This window comes from Halorubrum aethiopicum, from assembly GCF_001542905.1.
GTDB classification, from domain to species: domain Archaea; phylum Halobacteriota; class Halobacteria; order Halobacteriales; family Haloferacaceae; genus Halorubrum; species Halorubrum aethiopicum.
The window spans coordinates 2191957-2209779 of record NZ_LOAJ01000001.1; the positions used below are offsets into that span (position 1 = coordinate 2191957).

Here is a 17823-nt window from a genome sequence, read left to right on the forward strand (position 1 = left end):
CCCCGATGTCGAGACATGACCCGGGATACCGCGAGCGTCGCCTGCGGCAGATGGGACGGGAGCGAGTGCGAGGGGACGGTCCACTGTCCCCCGCGCTGTCCGCGGTTCGTCGACAAGGAGGGCGAGCGCTGGACGGTCCGGCCCGCGATCGACGAGGACGCCCCGTTCCTCGTGGAGATGTACGAGCGGTTCGACCGCGCCGACCGGGCGCAGGGGCTCCCGCCCGTGAGCCGCGCACGCCGCGTCGAGTGGGTCGAGTCGATGCTGGCGGAGGGGAGCAACGTCGTCGCCGAGCGCGACGGCGAGGTGCTCGGTCACGCGATGTACACGCCGACCGACGCCGCGGTCCCCGAACTCGCCGTCTTCGTTCACCCCGACGCGCAGGACCGCGGGGTGGGGACGGAGCTGTGTCGGCACGTGATCGCCGACGCCGCCGCGGCCGGCCGCGAGGGGATCGAACTCCACGTCGAGACCGGCAACCGCGTCGCCCGCAGCGTCTACCGGACGGTCGGGTTCGAGATCGCGGAGCGCCGCGGCGACCTCCGGATGCGTCTCGACCTCGACGACCCGGTCGCGACCGCGGTCCGCTGGCCGCCGCTCGCCCGTGAGGGACCCGCCGAACCGCCGGTCGTCCTCTCGCCGGGCGACGCCGGCCCGGGGCGGTCGCCGGCGGACGACTGACGACGGACGGGCTCCCCGGCCGCGGTCGGCGTCGCCCCGCCGGCACCGCAACCGTTAGGCCTCGGCGACCCCACGATATCGTAACCGTGGGCGACGCCATCGAGTGGCTTCGGAGCCGGCCCTACTACGAGGGACAGATCGCCGAGCACCGCCGACTGCCAGCCCGCGAGCCCGAGTACCGCGATGTCGACCTCGAGCCGCGGCTCGCGGACGCGCTCGCCGACCGGGGCGTCGACCGGCTCTACCGCCACCAGGCCGAGGCGATCGAGGCGGTCCGCGACGGCGACGACGTCGTCCTCGCGACCGAGACCGCGAGCGGGAAGTCGCTCGCGTACACCGTTCCCGCCTTCGAGGCCGCGATGGACCGCGGCGGGCGGACCCTGTACGTCGGCCCGCAGAACGCGCTGATCGCCGACCAGGAGGAGTCGCTGTCGGACCTCGCTCGCGGGCTCGGCTTCGGCAGCCGGGTGTCGGTCGCGTCGTACACCGGGCGGCTCTCGCAGGGCGAAAAGCGGGAGGTTCGCGACCGCCGACCCACCGTCCTCCTGTCGAACCCGGACATGCTCCACTACGCGCTGCTCCCGTACGCCGGGCGGCTCTGGGAGTGGTTCTTCTCCTCGCTCGAGTACGTCGTGATCGACGAGGTCCACACCTACCGCGGCGTCTTCGGAACGGGAGTCGCGCTCGCGATGCGCCGGCTCGCGCGGGCCTGTGAGCGGTTCGGGGCGGACCCGACGTTCGTCTGCTGTTCGGCGACGATCGGCAACCCCGTCGAGCACGCGGCGACGGTCACGGGCCGCGACCCGTCGGGGATCGCGCTCGTCGACGAGGACGCCTCGGGGCGTGGCCCGCGCGACTGGGTGTTGTGGAACCCGCCGGAGTACGACGACGACTGGGCGGAGCGCGGCAGCGGCCGCCGCAAGTCGAGTCACACCGAGAGCAAGCGGCTGTTCGTCGACCTGGTCGCGAGCGGCCGCCAGACGCTGGCGTTCACGCGGGCACGCCAGACCGCGGAGCAGTACGCCACCGACAGCGCGAGCGACCTCCGGGAGCGCGGCGAGCGCGACCTCGCCGGGAAGGTCGGCGCGTACCAGGCGGCGCTGAAGGACGACCGCCGCCGCGAGATCGAGGCCGACCTCCACGCGGGCGACCTCCGGGGGGTCTGGTCGACGAACGCGCTCGAGCTCGGCGTGGACGTGGGCGGACTGGACGCCGTGGTCCTCGACGGCTACCCCGGCACGCGGATGGCCGCCCACCAGCGGGCCGGACGCGCCGGGCGAGGGTCCGACCCCGCCCTCGTCGTGATGGTCGGCGGCGAGGACCAGCTGGACCAGTACCTGATGACCCACCCGGCGGACTTCTTCGAGGCCCCGCCGGAGGACGCGATCTGCGACCCCGAGAACGACCGTCTCCTGCCGCGACACGTGGCGTGTGCCGCCGACGAGTCCTGGCTCTCGCCCGCCGACGAGGCGCACTTCGGCGGGTCGTTTCCGGGCGTCGTCGCCGACCTCACGGCGGAGGGAACGCTGGCCCGCCGCGAGACAGCGGACGGGATGCGCTGGACGTACGCGGGCTCGGAGAGCCCCCAGCACGCGATGAGCCTCCGGACCGCCGAGGAGCACGAGGTCGAACTGATCGACGCCGCCGACGGTGAGTCGATCGCCACGCTCGGCTTCGCCGACGCGCTCCGGGACGCCCATCCGGGGGCGATCTACCACCAGCAGGGACGTACCTACGAGGTCGCCGACCTCGACCTCGACCGGAACGTCGCGGAGCTCCGGTCGTCGTGGGCGGACTACTACACGCAGCCGCTCACCGAGAAGTCGATCGCCGTCGAGGAGGACCTCGAGGAGCGGGCGCTGTCCGCGCGCCCGGACGTGCCGGTCCGCTTCGCCGACGTGACCGTCACCGAGCGGGTCACCGGGTTCGTCCGGAAGGACGCCGCGACCGGCGAGTCGCTCGGCGAGTCCGCGCTCGACCTGCCCGAGACGACGCTCCGGACGCGGGCGCTGTACTTCCCGGTGCCCGAGGACCTTGAGTCGGCGATGCGGACGATCGGGGCGGCCGCCGGAGGCGACGACGAGGGGGGCGACGCGACGCCGGACGGCGACGACGCCGCAGCCGCCACCGTCGACGACGCGCCCCCCGGCGGCGAGCACGCGTTCAACGGCGGGATCCACGCGGCCGAACACGGGCTCATCTCGCTTTTCCCGTTCCACCTGCTGTGTGACCGCGGCGACGTCGGCGGGATATCGACCCCGTACCACCCCCACACCGAGGCCCCGGCGGTGTTCGTCTACGACGGCTACCCCGGCGGCGTCGGGCTCACCCGCCGCGGACACGCCCGGATCGAGGAGCTGATGGAGCGGACCGCCCGGCTGATCGACGGCTGCGACTGCGCGGACGGCTGTCCGTCCTGCGTCCAGTCGCCCCACTGCGGCAACGCCAACGAGCCGCTCGCGAAGGCCCCGGCGGTTCGTCTGCTGGAGTCGCTGACGGGCGCGAGGGAGGCCGACGAGGGAGACGTGGGTGGGATCGAACCGGCGGAGTGAGCCGCGGAGCGTTCGTCGACCGCTCCCATCCGGCCGCTCTCATCTAGCCACTCCTGTCCGACCACTCTCATCCGGCCACCCTCATCCAACCACTCCGCGGCGGCGTCGCGACGCAGGCTTTTGTGCCCCGGGATGGAGGTGAACACGCCATGGACCTGGAGATCGACGGCGACGCGGCGCTGGTGACGGCATCGAGCAGCGGCCTGGGACGGGCCTCGGCGAAGGCGCTCGCCCGCGAGGGCGCGGACGTGCTCGTCAACGGCCGCGACCCCGAGCGTCTGGCGCGGGCGGTCGAGGAGATCGAGTCGGTCGCGACGGGAGACGTCGTCGGCGAAACGGCCGACATCACCGAGCGGGAGGAACTCGAGGGACTCGTCGCGCGGGCCGTCGACGAGTTCGGCCGCCTCGACCACCTCGTCACGAGCGCCGGCGGGCCGCCGCCGTTTCGACCCCTGGAGACGGACGACGGGGAGTGGTACCGCACGTACGACCTGCTGGTGATGAGCGTCGTCCGGGCCGTCCGGGCGGCGGCCCCGCACCTCCGCGCCGACGGCGGCGGCACGATCGTGAACATCACCTCCAGGACGGTGAAGGAGGCCGCGCCGAGCAACGTCCTCTCGAGTTCCGTCCGCATGGCCGTCGTCGGCCTCGAGAAGACCCTCTCGACGGAGCTGGCACCGGAGGTGCGGGCGAACGCGGTCCTCCCCGGTTCACACGAGACGCCGCGGATCGAGGAGCTGATCGAGTACGCCGTCGAGCGCGGCGAGATCGAGAGCTACGAGGCCGGCGTCGAGGCGCGGACGGAGGGCGTTCCGCTCGGCCGTCTGGGCGACCCGAGGGAACTCGGCGACCTCGTGGCGTACCTCTCCTCGCCCCGGTCGGGCTTCGTTAACGGGCAGGCCGTGACGATCGACGGCGGCGCGGGCTCCTCGACGCTGTAGGACCGACGGGAGCGCGATAGGAGCGCGATGGGAGTGCGATTAGAGTGCGATATGAGCGCGGGTCGATCACGCCTCGGCGGCGGCGCGTTCCAGCGCAGCGGGGTCGACGTCGGCCTCGAAGAGCCGCGCGCCGCAGGCCTCACAGGTCGCCGCGAGCACGTCGTACTGTCGACAGCAGGACTCCACGACGGTCGTGTCGAGCGTCACGGTCCCGTCGCACGTCGGACACGTCTCGAGGAACAGTCGGAGGTTCCCGAGCAGTTCGCTGCGCCGGGCCGTCGAGAGGTCGGCCCAGCCGTCCCACCGCTCGCCGAGCACCGCTGCGGCGGCCAGATCGGCGAGGAACGCCTGTCGGGACTCCCAGCGACCCGCGGGTTCGTCGTCGATGGACGCGACGTAGGCGTGCCCGTGGTCCGTCAGGGCGACCGACGCCGCGTCGAGGTCCGCCTCCGCGTCGAGTCCCAGGAACGCCGCGAGCGCGTCCTCGTCCCCGTCGGCGTCGGCGAGGCTCCGAGCCTCCCGCCGCCACGCGTCGTGGAACCGCTCCTCGAGGACGAAGTCGTCGATCGCCGGGTCCTCGAGCAGGACGCCGGCCTCGACGAGGGCGGTCGCGGGATCGAACGGTTCCGATTCCGTCGAACCGTCGGCCGCGTCGGCGGTCGCCCCGCTCGCGACGCCGGCCCGCTCCGGGCCCTTGTCGAACAGCGCGAGCACCCGGTCGGGGAGGTAGCGCTTCGTCAGCGCGGGCGTGCCGGGAACGAGGTAGCCGCGGACCCCGATCGTCGCGACCGCGACGGCGAGGACGGCGACCGCCCAGGCGACCGAGACGGTCGCGACCGCGACCGCGAGGACGGCGGCGATGACGAGGTTGACGATCGTACACGGGAGACAGCGGTTCGACCCGGTGTACCGCGGGTTCCGAAGCCAGACGGGAAGCCGAGATAACGCGTCCATGCCCCACAAAGGCGACGACGGGACATAGGTATGACACCCCTACCGACGCGGATCCGACCGCTTGAACGATCTCCCGGGTCGTTCCCAACGGGGCTTCCCGGGTCGTTCCCAACGGGGCTCGGGGGAGCCGCCGCCGTCGGCGACCTTCGGCGGCCGATCCGCGACTAATCGGTGATTGATCGGCGATTAATCGCCGATTAATCGGAAGATCGTCGGAGATTCGTCGCGGATTCGTCGTCAACTGATCCGGGATCGGGTCGGATGCGAACGCGGAAAGACCGCGGTCGCGGAAACGACTCACCCGAAGAGCGCGTTGAGGTACACCCACCGATCGGCCCACAGCTGGTAGCCGAGCGAGGCCGCGAACGCGGCCAGGAAGACGCTGACCCAAAGGACCGGATCGAGCGCCGAGATCGCCGGGACGCCGATCAGCGCGGCGAGGACGACGAAAAGCGAGAGCGTGCCGAGCAGGCTGTAGTACTCGCTCCAGGTGATCCCGTAGGGCGTCACGACCTCCATGTACACGTCGACGGAGCGGGCGTCCTCGGCGAGCCGGATCGTCTTCCGGTCCGACTCGTACTCGACGATCCCGCGCCTGTCGAGCTTCGGGAGGTGCGTCTGGTGAAGCGAGTTGTAGACGCTGTTGCGGACGTTCTTCGGTGGGGGTGATTCGCCGGTCTCGTGTTCGGCGATGGTCTCCGCGAGCTCTCGCAGGGTGGTCGTTCCGACGGTGTCCTGGAGGTGTTTGATCGTTTGACACCTGCGCTCGTTGCGCAGCAGGTCGTGGATCTCCGTTTCGGGAAGCCCCCCGTATCGATCGGTTATCGCCATGTGTCGTGATCCGGCCCGTGTTTGGAACGGGTCACCGATACCCACACGTCCCCCTCATGTAAGTACGAGTGACCTACCAACGAGCCGGCTCGTTACAGGGTCACCACGAAAAACGACAGGCAACGCGTATCGGGTTCACCCGGAATACACCGGCTGCGGGCGCGGTTTTCGGTCTCGGTCGGCTACCTCCCGCCGGGGCGTAATCGACCGTTAGGGCCGAGCGTCGCGAGTAGCGTGTGCGTACTCGGAGCAGAGCTTCGCCGCAACCCCGTCGCCATCGGTGGATCTCTTCCGGGCGACTCGAGGTACCGGTCCGACGGATCGGGTCAGTCGAACCGGAGAGTCAAACGGCCGTTTCACTCTAAAAAACGACACGTTGTCGAAGAGAATCCGACGTTAGAGCGTTCAACGGCGACGTTTCACGAGAAATGGTGTGATTGGCTAAGGGGGTGGGTATCGTGGCCGTCTACCACGCCCGGCGAACCAGTCGGGAGTCGATCCACGATGTCAGACGAAAGATTCGAACTGTCACGGCGGAACGCACTGATCGGGCTCGGAACCGTGGGGGCCGCCTCCGCGGGAGCCGGGCTGGGAACGAGCGCGTACTTCAGCGACGAGGAGAGCTTCGAGGACAACACGCTGGAAGCCGGCGAGCTGGACCTGTTCGTCGACTACTGGACGTCCGCGAACACGGAAGCGATCGACGGGGGAACGACCGGAAGCGCCCAGAACGACGGCGGCGTGTCGGCGCAGTACGTCCTCAACGACGTCAAGCCCGGCGACTCGGGCAAGCTGGTGTTCTGTCCGAAGATCGTCGACAACCCCGCGTGGCTGTGGGCGGGGAGCACCGGTTTCACCCAGTACGAGAACGGCCTGACCGAGCCCGAGGAGGACGTCGACGACACGGGCGGCGACCCCGGCGCGGGCAACGGCGAACTCGCGGACAACATCCAAGTGACCGTCGCGTACTGTGAGCCGTCCGACGACCTCGACGGCGAGCCCGAGGATCCGGGTGACTTCGAGTCGTTCCGCGAACTCAACAACCCGGAGGACTACACGCTCGCGGACCTCCTCCTGGAGCTTCAGACGGGGTATCTGTTGGACGGGTTGGTGGAGGACGACGACGAGTGGGTACCGACGGACGACGGCGCGTATCCGGCCAGTCCCGACTCGGAGACGCAGACGGGACCGTGTCTCTGTATCGACTGGAACGTGCCGACCGCCGTCGGCAACGTGATCCAGTCCGATTCGGTCGAGTTCGACATCGGGTTCACGGCCCAACAGTCCCGGCACAACGACGATCCGGACAACCCGTACGTCGATGCGACCGCCGCTGCGGATTACCACAACCCCAGCGGACACGGTAACCCGACCGACGGAACCCTCGTCGCGAACGTTAGCTGGAGCGACGATCTGGTTGCTCTCAGATTCGAGTTCCAGGACGACGACGACGGCGTCGACTTCGCCGACACGTCGGACTACCCGAGCACGAATCTCCCCGTGATGATCGATGCCGACGAGAACGGATACACGGACTTCCAACTCGTCTGGAACACGAATTCGCCAAACAACGTCGATCCGCTCGCTAGCGCGCCGTTCGCGAAGCGAGAACACGACAACAACGACGGCTCACCCGGCGCTTTCGTGGAACTCCCGGCCGACTGGAGCGCCGTCAAAAGCGGCGACAGCATAACGTGGGGAATCCCGAGGAGCGAACTCGGCGGTTCGTTCAAGCTATCCACCTGGGGAAGCACCGGAGGAGAAGGCCCGGTCGTCGAGATATCGACGGATTCGGACAATACTCCGAACTTCACGGAGAGTACCGAGTACGTCGACGTCAGTGAATCGTAGAGTCGAACGATAACCCACTCGGACCACGGGTCTCCGGCGATCCCGGAGGCTCGTGACGCGGCCTCGCCGCGGCGCGGCGGTTCGACTCCGCCGGTGGGTTTCCCCCTCGGGGGGTGAACGCAAATGAGCGACAACAACGGATTCAAGATATCGCGGCGGAAGGCGCTCGCCGGGCTCGGCGGCATCGGCGTCGCGAGCGCGGGAGCCGGGCTGGGAACGAGCGCCTACTTCAGCGACGAGGAATCGTTCGAGGGCAACTCGCTCACCGCGGGCGAGCTCGACCTCAAACTCGATTACAAGGCCACCTACGCCGGCGGGCCGGGACGGCTCGACGAGATCGACGGCTGGTACAGCGACGACGGTCCTGGCGAGCCGTTCGACGTCGAGGAGATCGAGGACGGGACCTACCTGATCGGAGAGGTGCCGAACCAGACGGATGACATGTGGGAAAACGAAGTCCAGAACACGAACCTCTGTGCGCCGGATCTGGGACTCGTCAACGGCGACGAGATCCCGGTTTTCACGCTCGAAGACGTCAAACCCGGCGACTCCGGCGAGGTCACCGTCAGCCTCCACGTCTGTGACAACCCCGCGTGGATGTACATGAACGGGGCACTGACGGCGAACGACGAGAACGGGCAGACGGAGCCCGAAGCCGATGTCGACGAGAGCGGCGGCGATCCCGGCGACGGTGACGGAGAGCTCGCGGACGCGATCCAGACCACGCTCTGGTACGACGAGAACTGTAACAACGTGCTCGACGGAGGCGATGACGACACACAGTCGGAAGAAGTGTGTGTTCAACTCGTGATCGACACGTCCGGATCGATGGGTGGTACTCGGATCGAGAACGCAAAGGACGGAGCACAACAACTGGCCCAGACTATTCTTGACGCCAACTCCGACAACCAGGTGGGCGTCTCACAGTTCGACAACAGTGGAAGTGTCGTACAGTCACTTACTGACGTGTACGACGACCAGCCCGGCGATCCGACGGCAGGAAACGGAGTCGGTCCCGCGATCGAGAACCTGACCGCTGGCGGCGGCACCAACGCGCAAGGAGGCGTGGACGCCGCACAGGGTGATCTCGAGGACTGTCCTGAGGACGTGCGCCGGATCATGGTTGTCTTCGGCGACGGGGACATCAACACCGATGGACAGGCAGCAAAGGATGCCGGAACTGAGATTTTCGCCATCGGCGTCGGCGGGGCGAGCGAAAGCGATCTCAACGATCTCGCTAGCGATCCGGACGAAGATCATGTCTTCCTCGGTGCTGACGACGAAGCGATCCAGCAGCTGTTCGCCCAAGTGGGACAGACGATCACCGGCGGCGAGGAGGTCATCTTGGAAGGCACTCTCGCCGACGCCATGGACGCCTTGGAGGACGGGATCGCCCTCGACGGGAACCGTTCCACGGAGGAGCGCGAACCCTTCGCGGGCGCGATGACCCACTGTCTCGGCTTCGAGTGGGAGGTTCCGGCGGACGTCGGTAACGAGATCCAGAGCGACTCGGTCGCCTTCGACCTCGGGTTCTACGCGCTCCAGAGCCGGCACAACGACGACCCGCCGGCGGAGCCGTTCAACGGGACCTACCAGGACGACAACGGGCTTCCGTCCAACGGGACCGCGTCCGACTGAAACGTCCACGCGAGTTTCGGGTCTCCGGTTCCGCCGGACCCCGAAGCGCGGCCTCGACCCACACGGTGTACGGCGGTTCGACTCCGCCGGTGGGTTTCCCCCGAGGGGGATGAGGATAAATGAGCAACCACGACAAATTCGAACTCTCGCGTCGGAAGGCGCTCGCGACTCTCGGTGCGGTCGGCGTCGCGAGTGCGGGAGCCGGGCTGGGAACGAGTGCCTACTTCAGCGACGAGGAATCGTTCGAGGGCAACGCACTGAGCGCGGGAGAGCTGGACCTGAAGGTCGACTGGCAGCAGACCTACAACGGACCGATCCCGGGTAGCGACGGCGGAGTCGGCGAACACCCCGTGAACGCCTACCCCGACACCGCGGTCGGGAACGGGACGTACGGCGACGGGCTCCAGGACCTCGGCGACGTCAGATACTCCGGCGCGGGCGACGCGGAGCCGGTGTTCGACGCGGCCGAGATCCCCGCCTGCTGTGACTGCGACGACGACGAGTACTACGTCACGTACGGCGGCGAGTCGTACTGTATCAGCGCAATCTCCGGAAACGAAAGCGTAGAAGAGTTCTACGATTACGACGCGGGAGAGTGGTCGTCGCTTAACGACGACATTCAGCGAAGGAACACGACCGTTCTCTTCTTGTATGAAGACGATGAGGGTGACCTTCACTTGTTCGTCATAAACAATGAACTCGACAACGATAGAAGCTCCGAGGACGGCTTCGTCGCCTCGATTTCGGTCGAAGGTGCCGAGGGAAGCCAATGGCTAAACGCGGATTGGATCGGACAGGACGAACCTGGAACCGACATCGACGCGTATCAGGATGCGGACGGAAACAGCATCGCAACGGCCGACTGGGCTTGGCAGAATCGGAAGACCGACGGCGGCGTCCTCGGCACGTTGGGTGAAGAGTTCGCTCTTCGGGTTACCCCGGCACTGAACGATGCGGCAACGTACGACGGGGACTCCGTCTTCGAAAACCAGACCGACATCGAACGGTTGGTCGTCCTTGATGGGGACGTTTCCACCGAAGTGGTTCTCGAGGCCAGCGTCGGAAGCGAGGGAGACCTGGATCCGCTCCTCATCCACAGCTCCTGCGGCATCGACAGCGGCGCGGAACTCGACACGCCGACCGTCTTCCGCAGCCAGAACTACCCCGATCAGGAACATCTCGTCGAACTCGACGACGTCAAACCGGGCGACACGGGCGAGATCACCTTCTCGCTACACCTCTGTGACAACCCTGGCTACATCTGGTTCGAGGCCGGCAACTTCTCGCAGGGCGGCGGGACGCTGACCGAACCGGAAGGAGTGGCGATGAACGAGTCGAATCCGAGTTCCGTCGAGGAGAGCGACGACATGGGAGACCTCGCCGATCACGTCGAGGTGACGCTCTGGTACGACGAGGACTGTAGCAACACGTACGACGAGGGCGAGACGGAGATATTCCAGGGGACGCTCGCCGGGCTGATGGAGGACCTCGGCGTCGTGGCGGGTGCCGACGAGGAGGCCGACGACTTCACCGGCCGGCTCCTGCTGGATGCCGATCCCGACGACCAAAACGGCGTCGAGTGTTTCCCCGCACAGGAGGGCTTCTGTATCGGCTTCGAGTGGGAGGTCCCGACGACCGTCGGCAACGCGATCCAGGGCGACTCCGTCGAGTTCGACCTCGGATTCTACACCGAGCAGTGCCGCCACAACGAGGATCCCGGATCAGCCTGACCGGCCGTGACCTCGGCCCGCCCGGTATTCGACTTCCCGGCGTAGAGAGGGAGCAGGACGGCTTCGAGGACAGGTGAAGACAAGCGATGAAACCGAACGACCCATCGGACGGTCCGCGCCGCGCCGGGATCGGTCGCCTTCGCGTCGACGGCGGCCGGATCGGCGGCTACCGGCTCGTGACGAAACGGAACGTGCTGCGGCTTCTGATCCTCCTTTTGATCCTGATCCCCCTCGTCGATTACCTCTGGAACCTCTGAGGTCCGGATCCGGACGTTCGGGTCGGCGTGACTCCAGTGCGGATCGGCGTCACTCCTCCTCGAGGTCGGCTCCCAGGCGGTTCCGGTTCGCCGCCCGGACGTAGGCCGCGGACGAGAGCAGGAACGCGAGGACGATGAGCCCCAGGAGGACGGCCACGGGGGCAGAGCCGAACGGGGGGACGCCGAGCGCCTTCACCCCGAGGAGAGCGACGCCGACGAGCGAGAGTCCGAGGAAGTAGTAGCTCCAGGGGATCCGGCTCTCGGGGACGGGCTCGAGGTAGAACTCCACCCGGCGGGCCTTGTTCGTGAGGGCGACGCGTCCCGTCCCGTGGTCGTATCGGATCACGCCGCACTCCTCCAGCATGGGGAGGTGCGTCTGTATCAGTCCGGAGTAGACGCGTTTGCGCTGCGCCGCGGTGAGTTCCGCGGGTGAAACGTCGTTCTCGCGGGCGGCCACGTACTCGACGAGGTCGTCGAACGCGACCGGACGATCCGCGTTCGCCTTCAGGTACCTGAGCACGTGTCGTCGCCGCTCGTTGCGGAGGATCTCGAAGACCGTCTCGCGGGGGACCGACTCCTTCGCGGCCGCGGATCGAAGCGTCCGGCGGAGCGGTGAGCGCAATGTCGATCACTCAGGTTCTCCCGAAGGGTCGTCGCTGAAGGACGTTTCGGCGGGTGCGATACACGTGAACGCTCGAGGAGACGAGAAACGCCGCGACGACGATCGCCGCGGTGGAGAAGGAGACGACTCCGAAGACCGTTCCGACGAGTACCGCACCGAGAAGGAGCAGGACCGCGAGGAGCGAGAGCCCGAGGTAGTACTGCGCCCAGGAGATCTCGTTTTCGGGGACGTAATCGAGATAGAGCTCGACGTCGGCCATGCCGTCGGTCGGCCGGAGCTCCCCGCGTCGACTGTCGTACTCGATCACGCCGGTCTCGTCGAGCTTCGGGAGGTGCGTCTGTCGGAGCGCCGTGTACACCCGCTTCCGGTCCGCGTACTCGACGTCGACGACCCGCTTGTCGTTCTCCCAGGCGGCGATCGTCTCGACCATGTCCCCGAGGTGGAGCCGATCCTCCGGCGACTCCCGGAGATACTTGAGCACGTAGCGCCGCCGCTCGTTACAGAGGACGTCGAAGATCTCGTCGCGCGTCAGACGCTCCGATCCGGTCGTCCCCGCCGAGCCGGCGTCTGAGGGGTCCGCCGTCTCCTCGGGCGTCGTGAGATCGGTGCGTCCCCCCATCACCCTGGGACGTACAGAAAGGGGTCACTAAAATCTAATTAATTTCACATTATATCATCGATAAATCGGACGACCGGACGCCGGTCGGAGCGAGCGCGACGCGAGAGCCGTCTTTTTCGGCCGTATACATGTCTCAAATGCCGATAGAGTAGAACGGATCGGCGGCGAAAGACCCGATTCAAACTCATTAATGTAAGAATGAAGAGATATAGGAACTGTTAATATGTGACGAGGTGTCTGACAGCGTGACGACACCGCGGCGGATCCGCGGTTGCCCGCACTCGGCCGGTACCCCACGGAGGCGGAGACATCCGGTAAACCGCCTCCTCGCGCGGAAGTCGGCCGCCGCTCGCGACCGTTCGGTCGTTCGATCTCCGAACTGCGGCCGAACCGGGCCGATCGGAACCGACGGGCGAACCGGAGACGAGTACCCAAATGGATCAGATATCATCGGAACGAGACGACGTATCGGACGGCGATCCCCACGAGTCGATGGGTCCCGTGGCGGCCGAAGACGGGGCCGTGGGTGAGGAGGAAGGCGTGGGCGAGGGCGAAGGTGTGGGCAAGGACGAGGTCATGGACGGAGGGAGAGTGGCCCACGACGTGGATGGAGTCGACGAGGACCCGGCCGACGAGGGCACGGTCGACGGAGAGGCGGCCGGCGACGGCGGCGATCCGGATCACATCCCGACCGACGAGGTGTTCGCGCTGTTGAGCAACGGTCGGCGCAGACACGTGCTTCGGTTCCTCCGGCGGAACGACGGCGAGATCAAGCTCCGGGAACTGGCGACCGCCATCGCCGCCGAGGAGAACGGCGTCGAGCCGGTCGAGGTGACGTACACCCAGCGGAAGCGGCTCTACACGTCGCTGTACCAGTCGCACCTGCCGCGGATGGAACGCAGCGGCGTGATCGAGTACGACCGGAACTCGGGACTGGTGACGCTCGCGGCGGCGGCGGAAGACTTCGACGCGTACCTGGAGGTCGTCGGCGAGAACGAGTTCACCTGGTCCGAGTTCTATCTCGGATTGACGGGGCTCTTCGCCGCGCTCACCCTCGCGTACGCCACCGGAACGCCCCCCTTCGCCGCGTTCGGTCCGGCGGTCGTGATGACCGCGATGACTCTCCTGCTTCTCGTCGCCGCGGTCGCGCACGTCCGGTACACGCGCGGCCGGCAGCTCTGAGCGACGCGGCTGAGCGACGCGGGGGGACGGTGTGACCGGCCACGGCGCGACGGTGGTTTCACGGTCCCGGCCGCCGTGGGATCCCCATGGAACTGTTCTGGCACCGACGGGACCTCCGCGTCGACGACAACGTCGGGCTCGCGGCCGCGACCGACCGGGACGCGGTCGCGCCCGTCTTCGTCCTCGATCCCGACGTGCTCGCACACGCGAGCGACGTCCGGGTCCGACGCCTGCTCGACGGGCTGGAGGCGCTTCGGGACGCCTATCGCGACCGCGGGAGCGACCTCCTCGTCGCCCGCGGCGACCCCGCCGCGGTCCTGCCGGCGGTCGCCGACGGCCTCGACGCCGATCGGGTGGTGTGGAACCGGGATTACTCGGGGCTGGCGCGCGAGCGCGACGCGGCGGTCCGGCGCGCGCTCGCGGACGCCGGGATCGCTCGCGAGGCCCATCACGACAGGGTGTTACACGATCCCGACTCGATCCGGACGAACGCGGGCGACCCGTACTCCGTCTACTCCTACTACCGGAAGAAGTGGCGGGACCGCGGGAAGGACGCGCCGGCATCGACGCCCGAGGAGACGGACCTCGTCGGCGAGGGCGAACTCGCGGCGGGAGCGACGGGCGTCCTCGAAGCGAACGACGCGAGCGTCGCCGTTGGCGACTTTCCCTCCCTCGCCGACCTCGGGTTCGCGGAGCCCGACGCCGCGGTCGGCCCGGCCGGAACCGAGGCGGCCCGCGAGCGGCTCGAAGGGTTCCTCGTCGAGGACGTGTTCGCCTACGAGGACGACCGGGACCACCCGGCCCGCGAGGGGACCTCCCGGCTCTCGGCGTTCCTGAAGTACGGCGAGATCGGGATCCGGGAGGTGTACGCCGCCACCGAGGAGGCGATGGCGGCCGCGGCGGACCGGCCCGAGGACGACGCCGAGGGAAGCGTCGAGGAGTTCCGGGCGCAGCTCGCGTGGGGCGAGTTCTACACCCAGGTGTTGTTTCACAACCCCTCGGTCGTCACGGAGAACTACAAGGCGTACGAGGAGGGGATCGACTGGCGGGACGACCCCGAGGAGATCGCGGCCTGGAAGCGCGGCGAGACGGGGTACCCGATCGTCGACGCGGGGATGCGCCAGCTCCGCGAGGAGGCGTACATGCACAACCGCGTCCGGATGATCGTGGCCTCCTTCCTGACGAAGGACCTGCTGGCCGACTGGCGACACGGCTACGACCACTTCCGCGAGCGCCTCGCCGACCACGACACCGCGAACGACAACGGCGGGTGGCAGTGGGCGGCCTCGACCGGGACGGACGCGCAGCCGTACTTCCGGATCTTCAACCCGATGACGCAGGGGGAACGCTACGACCCGGACGCCGAGTACATCGCGAGATACGTCCCCGAACTCCGCGGCGTCGCAAGCGAGATCGTCCACGGCTGGCACGAGTGCTCCCCGACTCAGCGGGCGAACGCGGCACCGGAGTACCCGGATCCGATCGTCGACCACTCGGCGCGCCGCGAGGAGGCGCTCGCGATGTACAAGCGCGCCCGCGGCGAGGATCCGGACGAGTAAGCCGGCCGAATACCGAGAATAGGATCGGAGACGCCGTCGAGAGCTTTCGAGGGCGATATGTTTGTCACCCCCGTGATCGGTACAGACGAAGCAACGAGTGATTGCGGTGGCGCGCCTGCGAGCGCCCGGCAGGGCGCGAGCAGCACGCGAGGGACGCGACGACCGAAGCGGAGCGGAGGGAGTCGCGAGGCTGGGGAGGCGTGAGGTACGGGACGGTTGCGGTGGGGGCGGGATTCAAAGGGGCAGTCGCGAGGACGAAGCACGGCGCAGTAAGGACCGCAAGGAGTGAGCGGAGCGAACGACTGAGGACCGCAGCAAGCCGCGCGAGTTCTCGCGACTGGGGCTTTGGAGGTGTTCTCCGTGATCGTGGTCATCCACAAGCAACGTCCACATTTTCATCAGCCCGATCACTCACGAAACACCCGATCTATAAGCACTATCGAGTGACCAACCGATCCGGACGGAAACGCCGACCGGAGAGCCGGGCGAGTGGGGGCCTCCCGTCGCGGGAGTTTATCACATCCGAGCGACAGTCGTAGCCATGACCGACGAGCGAGCGGGCGAGGAAAACCCCGACTCGGATCGCGACCGGAGCTTCGAGACGCGGGAGGTCCACGCGAGCGCGCGGACCGACCAGTACGGCGCGCTCGCCACGCCGATCTACGCCAACTCGACGTACGAGTACGACACGATGGACGGCCCGCGCGGCGGCCACCGCTACTCGCGGATCTCGGGGCCGACGCGGGGGGAACTCGAGGCGGCGTTCGCCGACCTCGAGAACGCGAGCCACGCGAGCGCGTTCGCCAGCGGCATGGCCGCCATCGACGCGGTGTGTTCGCTTCTGACCGGCGGCGACCACGTCGTCGTGGGCGAGAGCGTCTACGCCGAGACCCACGAGCTGTTGACTCGGGTGTACGCTCGCTACGGGATCGAGACGACGGTCGTCGACTCGAGGGACCCCGACGCGATCGCCGACGCAATGCGCGAGGAGACCGCGATGGTGTACGCCGAGACGCCGACGAACCCGACGCTCCGGGTCGTCGACCTCGAGGCGACCGCCGCCGTCGTCGACGACCACCCCGGAGATCCCCTGCTCGTCGTCGACAACACGTTCGCGTCGCCGTACCTCCAGCGGCCGCTCGAGTTCGGGGCCAACCTCGTCGTCGAGTCGCTCACGAAGTACGTCGGCGGCCACTCCGACCTCGTCGCCGGCGCGGTCGCCACCCGCGATCCCGACCTCGCCGAGGAGATCGGCTACTACCAGTACCTCCGCGGCGGCACGCCCGGCCCCTTCGCGTGCTTTCTGGCGCTCCGCGGGATCAAGACGCTCTCGGCACGGATGGAGCGACACTGCCGGAACGCGACCGCGGTCGCGGCGCTCTGTGACGGCCACGACGCCGTCGAGCGGGTGTACTATCCGGGGCTCGAGTCGCATCCGAACCACGCGGTCGCCCGCGAGCAGATGGCCGACTTCGGCGGCATGGTGAGCGTCGACCTGGCGGGCGGCCGGGAGGCGGCCGCCGCCTTCGCCGCCGACCTCGACGTGTTCGTCCTCGCGGAGAGCCTCGGCGGGGTCGAGAGCCTCGCCGAGCACCCGGCGACGATGACCCACCAGGACTTCTCGCGGGAGGAGTTGGAGCGGGCGGGGATCCCGCCGGGGCTCGTCCGGCTCAGCGTCGGCACCGAGGCCCGAGACGACCTGCTGCGGGACGTGGAGGCGTCGCTCGACGGACTCGCGACGTGAACCGCCGCGGGCCGCGAGACGCGTCCGCCGCCTACAACGCCTCGAGCGTGCCCCGGTCGACCGCCTCCGCGTCCATCGGCTCACCGCCGTACTCGGCGACGAACGACTCGACGTCCGACCCCTCGCTGAAGGGGATCAGCTCCGGCCCCATCGACCCGATCACGTCGCTGCCGGCGACCACCGTGAGTTCGGTCGTCCGCGCGAACGCCGACGACTCGACGTGCGAGGAGAACATGACGTCTTCGCCCTCCTCGAAGACCTCCTGATCGACGGTCGAGTAGTCGGTGAGGAAGGTCGCGAGCGGGTCGCGGCCGCCGTCCTCGGCGTCGAAGCGGTAGGTGTAGGTACAGACGCTGCTACAGAACTGCGCCGGCCTGCCGCCCTCGGGCTCGTCGTCCGCGAAGTGGACCTGCCCGACCGGGCCGGGGTGGTCTCGGACGATCATTCCACACTGGTCACAGGCCCGTTCGCCGTCGAGCGAGACCGGCGAGATCGACGCCTCGCCGTCCCCGTCCGAACCGCCGCCGAGACAGCCGGCGAGCGCCAGCGGAACCCCGCTCGCGACCGCGCCCACCACCCGCCGCCGTGACCGGGGATCCGACGCCGCCGATCCGTCGTGCGTGTTCATCGCCCGATCCTTCGAATTCGGCCGCCTTAGCCCC

At 68.2% G+C, this 17823-nt stretch carries 15 protein-coding genes; 10 read left to right on the forward strand and 5 right to left on the reverse strand.

Features of this window, described 5'->3' with window-relative positions; genetic code table 11:
- Positions 1 to 15: 15 nt before the first annotated feature.
- The 3 genes from AXA68_RS10420 (at position 16) to AXA68_RS10430 (ending at position 4174) form a co-directional block, all read left to right on the forward strand.
- Positions 16 to 681 carry a GNAT family N-acetyltransferase gene (locus AXA68_RS10420; RefSeq protein WP_066416277.1) on the forward strand — a complete coding sequence of 222 codons (666 nt, stop codon included), beginning with the start codon at positions 16 to 18 and terminating at the stop codon, positions 679 to 681.
- A gap of 86 nt (positions 682 to 767) precedes the next feature.
- The gene (locus tag AXA68_RS10425; RefSeq protein WP_066416280.1) at positions 768 to 3233 is read left to right on the forward strand and encodes a DEAD/DEAH box helicase; all 2466 of its coding nucleotides are present in this window, start codon (positions 768 to 770) and stop codon (positions 3231 to 3233) included.
- A 149-nt stretch (positions 3234 to 3382) separates the two neighbouring features.
- Positions 3383 to 4174: an SDR family oxidoreductase gene (locus AXA68_RS10430; RefSeq protein WP_066416283.1), complete on the forward strand. Its 792-nt coding sequence runs from the start codon at positions 3383 to 3385 to the stop codon at positions 4172 to 4174.
- Positions 4175 to 4240: 66 nt separating this feature from the next.
- On the opposite strand, the gene AXA68_RS10435 is transcribed toward AXA68_RS10430, so the two are convergent.
- Both AXA68_RS10435 and AXA68_RS10440 read right to left on the reverse strand, forming a co-directional pair.
- Complete coding sequence (locus AXA68_RS10435; RefSeq protein ID WP_066416292.1) at positions 4241 to 5128, reverse strand: hypothetical protein; 888 nt, start codon at positions 5126 to 5128, stop codon at positions 4241 to 4243.
- A 297-nt stretch (positions 5129 to 5425) separates the two neighbouring features.
- Positions 5426 to 5959, reverse strand: a complete 534-nt coding sequence (locus AXA68_RS10440; protein ID WP_066416300.1) for a DUF7344 domain-containing protein — start codon at positions 5957 to 5959, stop codon at positions 5426 to 5428.
- A gap of 504 nt (positions 5960 to 6463) precedes the next feature.
- Between AXA68_RS10440 and AXA68_RS10445 the strand changes: the two genes are divergently transcribed.
- The 4 genes from AXA68_RS10445 (at position 6464) to AXA68_RS16790 (ending at position 11435) form a co-directional block, all read left to right on the forward strand.
- Positions 6464 to 7810, forward strand: a complete 1347-nt coding sequence (locus tag AXA68_RS10445) for a SipW-dependent-type signal peptide-containing protein (RefSeq protein WP_066416302.1) — start codon at positions 6464 to 6466, stop codon at positions 7808 to 7810.
- Between the two features lie 123 nt (positions 7811 to 7933).
- Positions 7934 to 9448, forward strand: a complete 1515-nt coding sequence (locus tag AXA68_RS10450; protein WP_066416308.1) for a vWA domain-containing protein — start codon at positions 7934 to 7936, stop codon at positions 9446 to 9448.
- 119 nt (positions 9449 to 9567) lie between these two features.
- Entirely contained in the window at positions 9568 to 11178 is a 1611-nt protein-coding gene (locus AXA68_RS17340) for a SipW-dependent-type signal peptide-containing protein (protein ID WP_066416309.1), read from the forward strand.
- An 86-nt stretch (positions 11179 to 11264) separates the two neighbouring features.
- A complete protein-coding gene (locus tag AXA68_RS16790) occupies positions 11265 to 11435 on the forward strand; it encodes a hypothetical protein (protein WP_157884826.1) in 171 nt (56 codons plus the stop codon).
- 49 nt (positions 11436 to 11484) lie between these two features.
- Here AXA68_RS16790 and AXA68_RS10460 read toward each other — a convergent pair whose 3' ends face one another.
- Both AXA68_RS10460 and AXA68_RS10465 read right to left on the reverse strand, forming a co-directional pair.
- Positions 11485 to 12057 (reverse strand): DUF7344 domain-containing protein, encoded by a 573-nt coding sequence (locus AXA68_RS10460; RefSeq protein ID WP_066416310.1) that lies wholly within the window; start codon positions 12055 to 12057, stop codon positions 11485 to 11487.
- A 10-nt stretch (positions 12058 to 12067) separates the two neighbouring features.
- Entirely contained in the window at positions 12068 to 12676 is a 609-nt protein-coding gene (locus tag AXA68_RS10465; RefSeq protein ID WP_066416314.1) for a DUF7344 domain-containing protein, read from the reverse strand.
- 435 nt (positions 12677 to 13111) lie between these two features.
- Between AXA68_RS10465 and AXA68_RS10470 the strand changes: the two genes are divergently transcribed.
- The 3 genes from AXA68_RS10470 to AXA68_RS10480 all read left to right on the forward strand — a co-directional run bounded on the left by AXA68_RS10470 (position 13112) and on the right by AXA68_RS10480 (position 17161).
- Positions 13112 to 13858, forward strand: a complete 747-nt coding sequence (locus AXA68_RS10470; protein WP_157884827.1) for a DUF7344 domain-containing protein — start codon at positions 13112 to 13114, stop codon at positions 13856 to 13858.
- Positions 13859 to 13944: 86 nt separating this feature from the next.
- On the forward strand, positions 13945 to 15417 hold the full coding sequence (locus AXA68_RS10475; protein ID WP_066416316.1) for a cryptochrome/photolyase family protein: 1473 nt from the start codon (positions 13945 to 13947) through the stop codon (positions 15415 to 15417).
- A gap of 541 nt (positions 15418 to 15958) precedes the next feature.
- The gene (locus AXA68_RS10480) at positions 15959 to 17161 is read left to right on the forward strand and encodes a trans-sulfuration enzyme family protein (protein WP_066416317.1); all 1203 of its coding nucleotides are present in this window, start codon (positions 15959 to 15961) and stop codon (positions 17159 to 17161) included.
- Between the two features lie 31 nt (positions 17162 to 17192).
- Here AXA68_RS10480 and AXA68_RS10485 read toward each other — a convergent pair whose 3' ends face one another.
- Positions 17193 to 17789 carry a nitrous oxide reductase accessory protein NosL gene (locus AXA68_RS10485; protein WP_066416319.1) on the reverse strand — a complete coding sequence of 199 codons (597 nt, stop codon included), beginning with the start codon at positions 17787 to 17789 and terminating at the stop codon, positions 17193 to 17195.
- Between the last annotated feature and the right edge of the window lie 34 nt (positions 17790 to 17823).

Excerpts from the sequence above, each read along its gene's own strand:
- AXA68_RS10420 (WP_066416277.1), top strand. The coding sequence starts at position 16 with ATGACCCGGGATACCGCGAGCGTCGCCTGCGGCAGATGGGACGGGAGC.
- AXA68_RS10430 (WP_066416283.1), top strand. The coding sequence starts at position 3,383 with ATGGACCTGGAGATCGACGGCGACGCGGCGCTGGTGACGGCATCGAGC.
- AXA68_RS10435 (WP_066416292.1), bottom strand. The coding sequence starts at position 5,128 with ATGGACGCGTTATCTCGGCTTCCCGTCTGGCTTCGGAACCCGCGGTAC.
- AXA68_RS10440 (WP_066416300.1), bottom strand. The coding sequence starts at position 5,959 with ATGGCGATAACCGATCGATACGGGGGGCTTCCCGAAACGGAGATCCAC.
- AXA68_RS10445 (WP_066416302.1), top strand. The coding sequence starts at position 6,464 with ATGTCAGACGAAAGATTCGAACTGTCACGGCGGAACGCACTGATCGGG.
- AXA68_RS10450 (WP_066416308.1), top strand. The coding sequence starts at position 7,934 with ATGAGCGACAACAACGGATTCAAGATATCGCGGCGGAAGGCGCTCGCC.
- AXA68_RS17340 (WP_066416309.1), top strand. The coding sequence starts at position 9,568 with ATGAGCAACCACGACAAATTCGAACTCTCGCGTCGGAAGGCGCTCGCG.
- AXA68_RS16790 (WP_157884826.1), top strand. The coding sequence starts at position 11,265 with ATGAAACCGAACGACCCATCGGACGGTCCGCGCCGCGCCGGGATCGGT.
- AXA68_RS10465 (WP_066416314.1), bottom strand. The coding sequence starts at position 12,676 with ATGGGGGGACGCACCGATCTCACGACGCCCGAGGAGACGGCGGACCCC.
- AXA68_RS10470 (WP_157884827.1), top strand. The coding sequence starts at position 13,112 with ATGGATCAGATATCATCGGAACGAGACGACGTATCGGACGGCGATCCC.
- AXA68_RS10475 (WP_066416316.1), top strand. The coding sequence starts at position 13,945 with ATGGAACTGTTCTGGCACCGACGGGACCTCCGCGTCGACGACAACGTC.
- AXA68_RS10480 (WP_066416317.1), top strand. The coding sequence starts at position 15,959 with ATGACCGACGAGCGAGCGGGCGAGGAAAACCCCGACTCGGATCGCGAC.
- AXA68_RS10485 (WP_066416319.1), bottom strand. The coding sequence starts at position 17,789 with ATGAACACGCACGACGGATCGGCGGCGTCGGATCCCCGGTCACGGCGG.